Here is a 12,701-nt window from a genome sequence, read left to right on the forward strand (position 1 = left end):
GCTCTTCGGGGAAGCCAGTTTGACGGTACCACCCTGTCCGATGTCTGGTACTTCGATCTCCACGCCGGGACCTGGACTCGCGTGGACACGGCGATGACGGGTCGACGCCGCGGCCCTGAGCAGCGCCCGCAAAAGGAGCTCGATGTCCTCGCCGCGCTCGCGCAGCGGGGGCACCGAGAGCTCGACCACGGCCCGCGCGGCGGAGACGTGGCTCGATTGACGGGCGTATCGAGCGCGTCTATCCGTGCGCTGATGGCCCCGAGCTCTCCCTTGCCCGCGCAGCCGCGGACGATCGCCGAGGACGCACGGCGGGGATCCCCGGGCGCCGCTCCGCCGGGCCCGGAGGCCGCGCTCATCGCGCGGGCGGTGGCGGGAGAGCCGGCCGCGGTGAGGGCGCTCGTCGACCTGCTGACACCCACCATCCAGGAGCGGGTGATGCGGCCGCTGCTCCGCCGGCGGCGGGCGGCGGGGCACCGCGACGTGAGGCAGGAGGTCGAGGACCTGACCCAGAGCGTGTTCCTCGCGCTCTTCGCGGACGGCGGGCGCACGCTGCGCCAGTGGGACGCCGGCCGGGGGCTGCCGCTCACGAGCTTCGTTGGGCTCGTGGCCGAGCGCGAGGCGTGCTCGATCCTGCGCAGCCGCCGCAGGAACCCCTGGACCGAGCAGCCCACCGAGGACGACGCGCTCGAGCGCGCGGACGGCGCCTCCGTGTCGCCGGAGCCCGCGGCGATCTCGCGGGAGCTGCTCGCGGCGATCGCGCGAACGCTCCGCGATCGGCTGAGCGAGCGCGGGATGGAGCTCTTCTACCTGCTGCTCGTCGACGAGCGATCCACCGAGGAAGCATGCGCCATCACCGGCATGACGGCGGACGCCGTGTATGCGTGGCGGAGCCGCATCGCCCGGCTCGTCCGGCAGATCGCCGCGGAGCTCGCGGCCGAGGCGGAGCCGAGAGGGCGCGGCGCGTCGCCGAGCGCGGCGAGCCCGGGAGGGGGACGATGAACGACGACGATCTGCTGAAGGCGCTGGCGCGCGCCGCGCGCGAGCACGACCGGGCGAGCGATCCGCGCTGGTCCGCGAGGGCGCTGGGGACGCTCGAGGCCGGCGAGCGCGACGCGCTCGAGGCCGAGGCGCAGCGCTCCCCGGAGGACCGCGAGGCGTGGGAGGCCTCACGCCCGCTGGACGGCGAGGCGCGGGCGAGGATCGCAGACCGGATCCTGGCCGGGCTGCAGGCGAGCGCGGGCGAGCGAGGCGCGGAGACTGGAGGCGCCGCCGCGGATGCGGCGGAGGCGGCAGGCGCTGCCGCGGAGGTGGCAGGCGCCGCCGCGGCGGCAGGCGCGGAGGCGGCAGGCGCGGAGGCGGCAGGCCCGCCACCTCCGGGGCAGCGCGCGGCGGAAGCGCGCGGCGGCCAGGTGCTCCCGCTCCCGCGAAAGCCGGGCCGAGCGCCCTGGCGGACCGCGGCGACGGCCCTGGCGGCGGCCGCCGCGGCGGTCCTCGTCGTGCGGCTCTCGCTGGAGGGCGACAGGCACCATCCGCGCGGCCTGCTCGACGATCCGGGCGCGGTGGCCATGCTCCCGGTGCCCGCCTACGCCATGACGCTCGCCGGCGGCGAGGTCCGCGAGCGCTCCGCCTCCAGCGGCGCCGGCGCGACAGCGCGGCTCGGGCCCGGATCGAGGCTCGAGATCACCCTGCGGCCCGCAACCCGGGTCGACGGCCCCGTCGCGGTGCGCGCCTTCCTGATCCAGGGCGAAACGGCGCGCCCCTGGGACGTGCACGCCGACCTCTCGGAGCAGGGCGCGGCGCGCATCGAAGGCGACACGGATACGCTCTTCCCCGGCGTGCCCGAGGGCGAGTGGGAGATCGCGATCGCGATCGGACGGCCGGCGGCGCTGCCAGACAGCGCGGCCAGACTCGCGGACGCGCGGCCGTCCGAAGAAGAAGACAATAAATTCAGAATCTTACGCTTCAACGTGCTCCTCCTGCCGCACGCAGCGCCGCCCCCCCTCCCCACCGCCCGACCCGACGCGCCCTCGAAGGACCCGTGACGCGCTGGCGAGCGCTCCGGCCCGCGCTGGGCGCGGCGATCCTCGGCGCGGCGGCGCTGGCGCCGGGATGCGACGCGCGCCGCCCGACGGGGACCGCGGCCCCGGCGACCTCCGGGGCGTCCGCATCCCCGGCGACCGCCGCGGCACCCGCGCCGCCCCTCGAGGTGGAGTTCGCCGGCTGCAGCGCCGTACACGCTGGACCCGCCTGCGCGCTTCCAGACGACCGGACCCTCCGCATCTGGGTGAAGGCCCCCGCGGACGCCCGCGTCGCGATCGCCGTCGACGCGGCCGTCGCGGCGGACACCCCGCTCTCCGCGCTCGATGGGACGCGCGTCCAGGGAGGCGTGCTGGCGCGCGTCCCCGTTCCGGAGGGCGCCCGCGCCCTCTCGGTGACCGCCGAGCGGGGCGGCGGGCGCGCGTCGTTCCGCCTGGATCTCCGCCCGGCCATCGACGCGCCCCGGCTGAAGGAGGCCGAGGCGCTGCGCCGGCGCGGCGACCTCGACGCGGCGTCCTCGGCGCTCGACGCGCTGGCGTCCGGCGCGGACCCCGCCGTCCAGGCCCTGGCGATCGGCAAGCGCGCGCGCGTGGACCTCGCGCGCGGCAGGATCCCGGAGGCGATCGCGGGCTTCGAGGCGTCGATCCGGGCGCACCGGGCGGCGGGGCGGATCTCCGACGAGTTCCTCGACCGCTTCGCGCTCTCGTACACGCTCCTCTACAACGGGCGCAGGTTCGCGGAGGCGCGGGCGGCGCTCGACGCGCTCGGGCCGCTCGAGGCGAGCCATCCGGAAGGGCGCGCGGTGAAGCCGTACTACGCGGCGCTGCTCGCGTCCGAGGCCGGCGACCTGCGCGCGGCGCTCCGGCAGCTGGACGCGTCGGCGGCGGGCGCGGAGCGCCTCGGCCTGAGCGACCACCGGCTGCACGTGCTCCAGGAGCGCGCCGACGTGCTCCAGACCCTGGGCCGACCGCTGGAGGCGCAGGCGCTGCTGCGCGACGTGCAGGCGTCCTCCCCCGCCGGGAGGGCCCCGTGCGAGCGAGCCTCCCTGCTGAACGACCTCGGCTGGAACGCCCTCCAGATCGCGTGGGCGAGCGGCGGGTCCGGCGGGCAGCCCGCGCGCGCCGAGCGGCCTCGATCCCTCGCGGACGCGGAGGCGCCGCTCACGGCCGCGCTCGAGCTGTACGGGGCCGCGTGCCCGAGGCCGGCGCAGCGCGCGAACGCGCTGACGAACCTGGCCCTCGCCAAGCTGGAAGCCGGCCAGGCGAACGCGGCGCGCGCCCTCCTCGACGAGGCCCGGCGGACGGACGCGCGCCCCGACGCCGGCGTGGCGATGTACTGGCTCGAGATCGAGGGGCGCATCGCGCTGGGCAGCGGCGATCCCGCGAGGGCGCTGGAGATCTACGGCCGGCTCGCGCGGCTCGCGGACGCGAGCGAGCTGCCGGAGGGCCGCTACCGCGCGGCGCTCGGCCGCGGGCGGGCGCTCGAGGCGATGGGGCGGCTCGACGCGGCCGCCCTGGCCTACGAGCAAGCGGAGGAGGTGCGGGGCGACCTCGGCGCGCTCGTGCCGCTCGGGCAGGGCCGGGGCGGGTACCTGGGGCGCCTCGAGGAGAGCGCGCGGCGGCTCGTCGACCTCCTGCTCCGGCGCGATCCGCGCCGCGCCCTGCGCGCCGCGCGGCGATCACGCGCGCGCGCTCTCGCGACGCTCCGCTGGATCGACCGCATCGAGGCGCTCGGCGGCGAGGAGCGGGCGCGCTGGGAGAGCGCCCTCGCGGCGTACCACGACGCGCGGGCGGCCTTCGACGAGGAGGGGCGCGACGACTGGCGGCTCTCGTCGGACGAGCTCGAGGCGGTCCGCGTCGCCCGGGCCGCGCGCGGGCGGTCGATCCGCGCGTTGGTCGACGAGGCGCTGCTCCTGGTGCGGCACGGGGAGCCGGCAGCGGCGGAGGTCGAGGCGGCGCCGGCGCTGGAAGAGGGCGAGCTGATGCTCGTGGTCCATCCGATCCACGAAGGATGGGCCGGCTTCGCCGTGACCCGCGACGGCGTCGTGGCCCAGCGACTGCCGGCGCTCGACGTCTCGGCCCCCGCCGCGGCGCTGGCCCCGCGGCTGCTCGCGCGGTTCGATGCGCAGCTGCGCGCCGCGACGCGCCTCCGCGTCGCCGCCCATGGCGAGCTCGCTCGCGTCGACTTCCACGCCTTGCCCTGGGACGGCGCGCCGCTCGTCGCGCACATGCCGGTGACGTACGGCCTGGATCTGCCCCGGCGCGGCGCGCGGCCCGCGGAGGGCGCCGGCGCGGGGCAAGCGCCGGAGCGCGCGCTCGTCGTGGCGGATCCGCGGCGCGATCTGCCGGCCGCGCGGCGCGAGGCGGACGCGGTCGCGGCGGCGCTCACCGGGAAGGGGCTCCGCGTCGAGCAACTGTCGGGAGGGCTCGCCACGCGCCGCGCGGTGGCCGGCGCGCTGGAGGAGCCCGGGCTCGCGCTCTTCCACTACGCGGGCCACGGCGTCTTCGGGGGCCTCGACGGCTGGGACAGCAGCCTCGCGCTCTCCGGCGGGAGCGAGCTCGCCGTGGGCGACATCCTGGCGCTGCGTCGAGCGCCCGCGCGGGCGGTCCTGTCCGGCTGCGACACGGCGCGCACGGAGGCAGCGTCCGGGGCTCGGGGGCTCGGGCTCGGCCTGGCCCAGGCGCTGCTGATCGCCGGCGCGCGCTCGGTGATCGCGGCGTCGCGCCCGGTCGACGACGCCCTCGCGGAGCGGGTGATGGCCGCGCTCTACGCCGGCGAGCGAGGAGATCCAGGCGCGCAGCTGCGCGAGGCGACCCTCGCGGCGCTGCGCGCGGATCCGTCGAGCGACTGGGCGAGCTTCCGGGCGCTGGTCCCCTGACAGCCCCGGAGAACGCTCGAGATCTGTCAGAGGCCAGGAGGCGACGGCGAACAACACCTCGACCCCGGAGACGACCTACGGAGGATGTGAACGATGCGTACCTCGATTTTCGGTCTGAGCGCCCTTGTCCTCACCGCGTGCGGTCCATCGATGGACACCACACCTGTCGAGTCGGCCGCGGAGACCGGCCAGGCGGCGCAAGCGCTGTCATTCGGCCGGCGGCCGCAACCGCAAGGCCGGATCAAGGACGAGCCCATGCAACCGGCAGATCCTCAGTGCGGCGCGTGCGCGGCGTACGTCCTGAGCGCTCGGACGCTGTACCTGTTCATCGCGCAGAGGGAGTCGATGCCCAACGTCTCGATGACGCTCTACTCGATGAGGGGTATGCCGCTGGCGACCTACAAGGTCGCTCCGAGGCCCGACGGCTCCGCAAAGGCCCTCTACGCCGTGGACCAGGGGCTCGTCAAAGATGTGGGATGGGTCACCGTGCGATGGCTGGACCAGGGCGTGACGCAGGAGCTCCGCGCAGGCGTGCAGACGACGTGGAGCGGGTGGGCCGTCCTGGGCCAGCAATGACGGTCGGAGGCTGAGGAGAGGTGGCGCGCTGGGCCGTCGGAGCGAAGAGCGACGGCCCGCGCCGCGCCGGCGCTGCGCGAGAGACAGCGACGGCGCCTGCCACGGTTGGCGGGCGCCGTCGCTCGAGGTGGCCAGGGATGACGCCGCTCGTCAGCGCGGCGGCGTCACATCGAGGACCGCTCCCTTCAGGGGTGGAAGTTCACCGACACCTTGTTGCTCGCGCCGCTCCCGTTGCGCACGCGGATGTACCCGGGGCCGACGCCGCTCGGGACCTGCACCGTGAGGCTGGTCGCGCCGATGCTGGTCGGGCTGGCGAGGGTGGTGTGCGTGGCGTCAACGAACTCGACCTGCGCGCCGGGCCCGAAGCCCGAGCCCGTCAGGCTCACCGTCGTGTTCCAGTGCATGACGTCGGCGTTGTTGAAGTCGAGCCAGGGCCCGCCGCGCACGAACACGCCGGACGAGAGCATCGGGCTCTCCTGGAGGATCAGCTGCTCGTGATCGAGGAAGTCGGTCGTCGGATAGTCGCCGTGCCACGCCATGATCGTCGTGCCCGAGTAGCCGTCCGGGTGGTGCAGGCCGAACGAGTGCCCGAGCTCGTGGGCGACAGTCCCCTTCGGCACGCCGCCGTTGCACTGCCACGTGGCGTATCCGCAGTGGATCGCGAGCGGCTCCCGCACGCCGGAGAGGGGCTCGAGCACCCAGTCGCCCACGAGGGCGAATCCGGTGGTATCGCCCTGGAGGTTGGCGCCCGCCCAGCCGCCGCCGCCCTGCGCGAAGACCAGCGTGGACTGCCGCGCAGGGAAGCCGCCGACGGCCTGTGACACCGCGTTGAGCCAGTTCGGAAGCTCCTGCGGGTTGCTCTGGCAGGCGCTCGTCGGCGTCGGGCCGCAGCGCATGGTCAGGTAGTTCTGCGACGAGCGCACCGGCTGGACGAAGCCCACCAGGTGGAACGAGCCGCCCGACTCCTCGCGGTACCAGCCTCGCAGCTCGTCGAGGTACGTGTTGATGGCGTCGACGTACTCCTGGTGATACGGCTGGTCGCTCGGATAGACGTAATACGCCTTCACCGGGTAGACCTCGCCCCCCGCGAGCTGCGCCACCTGCGCGTCGCTCAGGGCCTGCTGGTAGAGGCGGACCTCGTCGATCAGGCCATTGTAGGCGTTCCAGCTGGGGTGTCCGCCGATGACGATGGGCCGCGTCGATTGCTGGAGCGCGCCCGACGCGGGCGTCGACGCGCGGAGCACGCCGTTGACGTAGAGCTTGAGCGCCGCGCCGTCGTACACGCCGGCGACGTGCGCCCACGCGTTGGCGACGGCCGGGGCCTGGACGATCGCATGCCGGCCGGCGCCTCCGTCGGGGAAGGCCACGGAGAAGAAGTACTTGCCGTTGTCGATGCCGAGCAGGAACGAGTCCGCGGCGTACCACTGGTTGATGATGGTGCGGCTGCCCGTCACGCTCCGCGGGTTGACCCAGGCCGCCGCGGTGATCCGGTCCTGGAAGTGGAGGTAGCTCCTCCCCTCGCTGCTGATCTCCACACGATCCCCCGCCCCGTCGAAATCACCGGCCGACAGGGACCATCCGGGGCTGCAAAGACGGCGGCCGGACATCACGCCGAACGCCCCCCGGCCCGAGTCCTCGCGAACGCGCGTGATCGCGCCGGCCGCGCAGGTGTCGAAGCTCCAGTAAGCCGCCGGCGTCGGCAGGCTGGCCCGGTCCGCGACGAGCGGGGCAGAGGCCGCAGCTGTCGCCTCGTCTTCGGGCTCGTCGGCAGGGCCGGCCGCGACGCAGCCCGAGAGGCTCGCCGCCAGGGTGAGGACGATCGATCGAGAACCCGTGTGCATGGGGGTCCGCATGGGAATGGATGCCTTTCTCGCCTGGCGCGGGCGCTCCTCGTCGGAATGCGCAACGCGCCGGCCATGCCAGTGCCGTGGAAGAAGGCAGCGCTCAGGGGTTCGTCCCGAGCCGTCCGCCTGCCTGCCTGTTACTTCGCCGCGGCTCCCCGGGGCCTGACATGGACCGAGAAAAAAAGAACGCCGGCGCCGAGCCGACTGCGCTGGTTCGACGAGACGTGCGAAAGACCGTCCGCCAGAAATCGCCCGGGGGCATCAAGCCGCGACGTGAGCCTGCGGGAGCCTCGCCGTGCACGAACGCTTCCTGAAGGAGCCAGCATCCCCAGCCCGAAGCGCGTCATCACGCAGCGCCGTGCGTGCGGGCGAATCGAGTGCCGGTCCCGAAGGCACATCATCCCGCGCAGGGACCGTCGGGAACGACCCCGCTCCCAGGGCCGCATGCGCGGGAGCACGCTGAGGTGGCGCAGCATACATCTCCATGTACGCCAGTTCACTTTAACGCAATACATCATCCATTTGTGCCAGCGAGCGACCAGATTTCTGTGAGAAAACATGCACAAATGCATGCCGGCGCCTCGAGAAATGATGCACAGATTACAAATTTTCATCCTGCGGCCGGCCGAGCTCATCGCGCGCACGCAGATCGACGTGGTTGGCAGCAAGATCCCCAGGACGGGCGTGCTTCACCCTGTGCGGGAAGACCGCGGTAGCGCCTGTGCGAGACAGGAGCCCACCTACCGTCTGCGCCTGTATCTTTCGCGCCTTTGCTGAAGGAGCCAGCAGCCTCGCGATGACCGGAACGACGAGGCCGGGACGCGGATGACCCCAGCGCCGCTGGGCTCGCGCATGCGCCTGCGGGACGGGATAGGACGGCACAGGAAGGCGGACGGCATGCAGAGCGAGTTGAACAACCCGTCCACGATTCCTGGTGACGCTGGGCCCGGCGTGCTCGAGGGCTCCTGTGTCGCCTTCGATACGACCAGGCTTGTGTCACGAGTAGGCGCGCTACGTGCGCCCACTCATCGGTCACCAAGCCTGAGTTGGGCGGCACCTGGCGGTCACCAACGAGCTGCTACCTACTGAATGTGCAACCGTTCGAAATCCTTAAACGCCCTCTCGACGAGATTCATCACGGCGCGACCGCCTGGTTGCTGCAGCATCGCGAGGTTCGGAAATCCAAATCTACATGGAATCAGGATTTGCTCATCGCGCTCCCATGGATACTCTGCATTCTCGGGAGAAGCCAACCGATCCGTGGCGGGCGCAAGTTTCTCGATTTCTCGAGCAAGGGTCGTCGCATTTCGCTGCAAGGCCTGCAATGCCGCGTCGCGCTCTCGATACTCGTCACGAATCTGCTCGCAACGAAAGAACTGATTGACAAATTCAACGAATCCAGTGTGATGCCTGACCAGCTCGTCAACGTCTGCTGCCGTATCACGAATTCGATATGCCTTGGCGATCTTCTCGGTCGCCATCTGCAGATAGTGCAGCGCGTGACACTGCGAAAGGCTTGGTTTCGTCAGCGCCGCAAGATGTTTGTACACTTCCCAGTCCGACCGGCCTTGGGCTGCAAACGCTTCAGCAAACGCCTGACGTCTTGCTGCTGCGTCCATCACGCTGCCCGTTGGTCTCGCGTAAACCTCTGTGCGCCCTCAAGGCTCCAGCCCTGCGGGAGTCGTGAACGGCCGCCTTGAAGTGCTTCGAATTCCGCCGGCGTTACCTCGGCGATGATCGTGGGGAACGGGACGTCCTGGGTCGGTGCGAACTCGAAAGGGGTCACCTCACCGGTGGCTACGGTGGCGGCATTGACCTCCAACAGCTTGATCGGTTCGGTCACGCTGGCTTCGTTCTCCGTCATCACGCGATATACCGCCTGAAGATGCGGCTCGACGTTGAAGTGCGCTTCGATGAGTTCTCGGGCAACCTGATCCTTCGAGGGCATAGCTGTACTTTACCTCACGGGAATGCCCCTGACAACGCCGGGGTACCGCCCAAGTGCAGGATCAACCGGACGCGTCGCGCTTGAGCTAGCTCGTCACGTCCGCGGTGCACGGGTGAGCGCAGTCGATCCAGTGCGTCCGCCCGCCCACAACTACAACGATTTCGATGCCAGGACATCGGTGTTCCTCGCCTGTACATGCGCAAGGTCATCGACGTGGCGTGATGGCCGGGCCCTGCTCGCCGACGAGCGCCGTCAGAGCCGAAGCCCTGTCAGCCGGCACGCGCGTCAGGCACCTGTGCTGTACGGGCAGCCGTGGGCGCTCATGGCAGCCGCCACGGGCTCCGTCACCTCAGGCTCCGCCGCCGCGGGCTCCTCCCGCCCCGCCGGCGCCGCGCGTACGGCGCTCGACGGCTCCCGCCGCTTCAGGATCATGCGCATCCCGTTCACCGGCTGAAGCGAGATGAACCCGCGGCAACGCGGGTCGAAGCCGGGGACCAGCCGGAGCCGGTAACGCTGCAGCGCCATCGCGACCATGATCTTGCCCTCGAGCTGCCCCATGAACTCGCCCAGGCAGATCCGCTGGCCGGCGCCGAACGGGATGAAGGCGAGCTTGTCGTCCGCGCTCCGCCGGTGGTTCGCGAAGCGCTCGGGCTTGAACTCCAGCGGATCGCTCCAGAACTCCGGGTGCCGGTGCGTGACCCACGGGACGATGGCCACCGTCGACCCCGCGGCGACCTGGTAGCCGCCGAGGACGTCGTCCTCCAGCGGGCTGCGGAGGATGAACGGCACCGAGGGCAGGAGCCGGAGGCACTCGTTGAAGACCATGGCGAGGTAAGGCATCGACTCGATGTCCCTGGCCGTCGGAGACCGGCCGCCGAGGACGCGATCGATCTCGTCGGTGAGGCGAGCGCACACCTCGGGGTGCTGCGCGACCTGGTAGAGCGCCCACGAGGCGGTGACGCTCGAGGTCTCGTGCCCGACCATCAGGATGGTCTTGATCTCGTCCCGCAGCTGCGCGCGGTCCATCTTCGCGCCGCTCTCGGGATCGACGGAGTTCATGAGGCGGACGAGCACGTTGTCCTCGCCGCCCGCGCCGCGCTGGTAGCCGTCGATGATGCCGTCGATCACGGTGTGCACGCGGTCCATGGCCCGGCGGAAGCGCAGGTGGCTGGGTAACGGCCAGGACAGGGGCGGGTTGACGAGCGAGTACATCCGCTTGAGCGCGATCGAGAGCGCATATTTGAACGCCTCGCGGACGGTGTCCGTGTGGGCCTCCAGCGCGGCGCCGAAGAACGCCTCGCCCGCGATACCGAACGTCACGTCCATCATGTCGTCGTTGATGTCCCGCTCGAACTCGCCCGGCTGGGCGTCCCAGCGACGCAGCACCGCCTCCATGTGGTCGACGATGATGGGGACGAACTTGAGCGTGTTGGCATGGTTGAACTGAGGCTGCACGTGCCTGCGCTGGCGCCGCCAGAGCTCGCCCTCGCTGTTCACGAGGCCCCAGCCCAGCACGGGCGCGAGCTCGTGGTAGCGCTTGCCCTTGGGGTAGTTCCGGGCGTTCGTGCGAAGGACGTGCGCGATGTCGTTCGGGTGAAACGCCATGACGAAGTCCTCGGCCCCGGGCGCCCGCAGGCGCACGACGTCGCCATGACGCGCGAAGAGGTCCTCGTAATGACGCATGTCACCGGTCCTGAAATTCGCCAGGTACCGCAGGCTGGCGAGCGGGCCAGGGCCGGGGGGCTGCCGATCGAGCGTGGCACTCATGATTTCTCCTTCTTCGAGAGCTCCAAGGAAGCTGACGTGAGCTGCTCCGCGCGGACCTGCGCCGAGCGCACCCCGGCGCCGCCCATCGCTGCGGTCAGATGCACAGCGAGCCCCCGCCGTCGACGGTCAGCGTCGCGCCGTTGATCCTCCGCGCCCCGTCCGAGAGCAGCAGCAGGACGGCCTCGGCGACGTCGTCCTCGGTGCAGAGCCGGCCGCCCGGCGTGCGCGACTCCCAGTACGGGAGGATCCGCTCGTGATCCGGGTAGTTGCTCGTCACATGGCCGTAGATCGGCCCGGCGGAGACGCAGTTGACCTGCACGTTGCGCGGGGCGAGCTCGACGGCGAGCGCGCGCGTGAGCGACTCCACCGCGGCCTTCACGGCGCCCATGGCGCCGAAGTGCTCGAGGTACCTCGACGAGCCGTTCGACGAGAGCGCGACGATCCGACCGCCGCCGTGGCGCTCCATCAGGCGCGCCGCGCGCATGGCGCACAGGTGGTAGCCGATGACGTTCGTGCGGAAGGCCAGCTCCCAGTGCTCCGGGGTCGTCTGCTCGAGGGGGCCGAAGCGGCCGTTCGACGCGTTGCTGACGAAGTGGTCCAGCTCGCCGACGTCGCGCGCGATCGCGTCGAAGAGCCTGTCGATGTGCGCGGGGTTGGCGACCGAGCCCCAGACGTGCACGGCGTCGCCGCCGGCCCCGCGGATCTCGTCGGCGACCGCCTCGCCGTCGTCCCGCGAGTGGAAGCTGTTGACGACGACCCGCGCGCCGGCGCGCCCGAGCTTCGCGGCGATGGCGCGGCCCAGCCCGCGGCTCGATCCGGTCACGAGGACGGTCTTGCCCGCGAGCGCCACCCCGGGGACAGGGAGCGCCCGCTGCGCCGCGGGGGCCACAGCGGCGCGCGCCGCGGTGACCTGCGCGGGCGGCGCGGATTCGACGAGGCGCGCGAGATCGCCGACCGTGCGGGCCTCGTCGAGCGCCACGTCGAGCGCGCCCGGCTGGGCGCCGCGCTGCCAGAGGAGCGCGCGGAGCTCGTCGCGGCGGCGGCGGTCGACCCCGAGGTCCTCCTCGAGGCGCGCGTCGGGGACGAGCAGATCGACCGGATGGCGGGTCGCGTCCGCGAGCGCCTGAACCACGACATGGAGCGCCTCGCCCCCGTGGCCATTGGCGTGCCTTCCGGCCTCCACGTGGCCATTGGCATGCCCTCCGGCTTCCACATGACCATTGGCGTGTTTCTCCGCCTCTCTATGACCATTGGCGTGCTTCGCCGCCTCCACATGGCCATTGGCGCGCCCTTCGGCTTCCACGTGGCCATTGGCGTGTGCTCCGGCCTCGATATGACCATTGGCGTGGTTTCCGGTCTCCACCGGACCATCGGCGTGCTCTCCGGCCTCCGCGCTGGCCGCGATCGTTCGCGACAGGAACTCGCTGACGCGGGCCACCGTGCGCAGCTCTTCGGGCGCCGCCTTGAGGGCGTTCGCGAGACCGAAATCGGCGCGCAGCGTCGCGAGGATCTCGCCGCGCTTCACGGAGTCGATGCCGAGGTCCTGCTCCAGATCGGCGTCGGCGACGACGACCTCGTCGGGGTAACGCGTCATGCGCACGAAGACGGAGCGAACGTGGTCGAGGAGATCATGAGATTGCATCGTCGAAAC

General features: G+C 71.9%; 9 protein-coding genes. 4 read left to right on the top strand and 5 right to left on the bottom strand.

Going from position 1 to position 12,701, the window contains the following annotated elements:
- Positions 1–93 precede the first annotated feature (93 nt).
- From WMF45_RS27480 to WMF45_RS27495, 4 genes are all read left to right on the top strand, one after another.
- Positions 94–999 (top strand): RNA polymerase sigma factor, encoded by a 906-nt coding sequence (locus tag WMF45_RS27480; protein ID WP_437707440.1) that lies wholly within the window; start codon positions 94–96, stop codon positions 997–999.
- Positions 996–2,042, top strand: a complete 1,047-nt coding sequence (locus WMF45_RS27485; protein ID WP_437707441.1) for a hypothetical protein — start codon at positions 996–998, stop codon at positions 2,040–2,042. The genes WMF45_RS27480 and WMF45_RS27485 overlap by 4 nt, the downstream gene beginning before the upstream one ends.
- A complete protein-coding gene (locus tag WMF45_RS27490; RefSeq protein ID WP_437707442.1) occupies positions 2,039–4,915 on the top strand; it encodes a CHAT domain-containing protein in 2,877 nt (958 codons plus the stop codon). Before WMF45_RS27485 ends, WMF45_RS27490 begins: the two co-directional genes overlap by 4 nt.
- 93 nt (positions 4,916–5,008) lie before the next feature.
- On the top strand, positions 5,009–5,491 hold the full coding sequence (locus WMF45_RS27495; protein WP_437707443.1) for a hypothetical protein: 483 nt from the start codon (positions 5,009–5,011) through the stop codon (positions 5,489–5,491).
- Between the two features lie 185 nt (positions 5,492–5,676).
- On the opposite strand, the gene WMF45_RS27500 is transcribed toward WMF45_RS27495, so the two are convergent.
- The 5 genes from WMF45_RS27500 to WMF45_RS27520 form a co-directional block, all read right to left on the bottom strand.
- Positions 5,677–7,332: a LamG-like jellyroll fold domain-containing protein gene (locus WMF45_RS27500; protein WP_437707444.1), complete on the bottom strand. Its 1,656-nt coding sequence runs from the start codon at positions 7,330–7,332 to the stop codon at positions 5,677–5,679.
- 1,085 nt (positions 7,333–8,417) lie between these two features.
- Positions 8,418–8,954, bottom strand: coding sequence for a hypothetical protein (locus tag WMF45_RS27505; RefSeq protein ID WP_437707445.1), 537 nt, complete (start codon positions 8,952–8,954; stop codon positions 8,418–8,420).
- Positions 8,954–9,283, bottom strand: a complete 330-nt coding sequence (locus WMF45_RS27510; protein WP_437707446.1) for a hypothetical protein — start codon at positions 9,281–9,283, stop codon at positions 8,954–8,956. Before WMF45_RS27510 ends, WMF45_RS27505 begins: the two co-directional genes overlap by 1 nt.
- Before the next feature lie 285 nt (positions 9,284–9,568).
- Positions 9,569–11,050: a cytochrome P450 gene (locus WMF45_RS27515; protein ID WP_437707447.1), complete on the bottom strand. Its 1,482-nt coding sequence runs from the start codon at positions 11,048–11,050 to the stop codon at positions 9,569–9,571.
- Between the two features lie 94 nt (positions 11,051–11,144).
- Positions 11,145–12,692: an SDR family oxidoreductase gene (locus WMF45_RS27520; RefSeq protein ID WP_437707448.1), complete on the bottom strand. Its 1,548-nt coding sequence runs from the start codon at positions 12,690–12,692 to the stop codon at positions 11,145–11,147.
- Between the last annotated feature and the right edge of the window lie 9 nt (positions 12,693–12,701).

Origin of the sequence: Sorangium sp. So ce448, assembly GCF_051520915.1 — a bacterium.
GTDB lineage: Bacteria > Myxococcota_A > Polyangia > Polyangiales > Polyangiaceae > Sorangium > Sorangium cellulosum_B.

Bases quoted from the DNA above. Each gene is read 5' to 3' on its own strand.
- WMF45_RS27480 (WP_437707440.1), top strand. From the start codon at position 94: ATGACGGGTCGACGCCGCGGCCCTGAGCAGCGCCCGCAAAAGGAGCTC.
- WMF45_RS27485 (WP_437707441.1), top strand. From the start codon at position 996: ATGAACGACGACGATCTGCTGAAGGCGCTGGCGCGCGCCGCGCGCGAG.
- WMF45_RS27495 (WP_437707443.1), top strand. From the start codon at position 5,009: ATGCGTACCTCGATTTTCGGTCTGAGCGCCCTTGTCCTCACCGCGTGC.
- WMF45_RS27500 (WP_437707444.1), bottom strand. From the start codon at position 7,332: ATGCACACGGGTTCTCGATCGATCGTCCTCACCCTGGCGGCGAGCCTC.
- WMF45_RS27505 (WP_437707445.1), bottom strand. From the start codon at position 8,954: ATGGACGCAGCAGCAAGACGTCAGGCGTTTGCTGAAGCGTTTGCAGCC.
- WMF45_RS27510 (WP_437707446.1), bottom strand. From the start codon at position 9,283: ATGCCCTCGAAGGATCAGGTTGCCCGAGAACTCATCGAAGCGCACTTC.
- WMF45_RS27515 (WP_437707447.1), bottom strand. From the start codon at position 11,050: ATGAGTGCCACGCTCGATCGGCAGCCCCCCGGCCCTGGCCCGCTCGCC.
- WMF45_RS27520 (WP_437707448.1), bottom strand. From the start codon at position 12,692: ATGCAATCTCATGATCTCCTCGACCACGTTCGCTCCGTCTTCGTGCGC.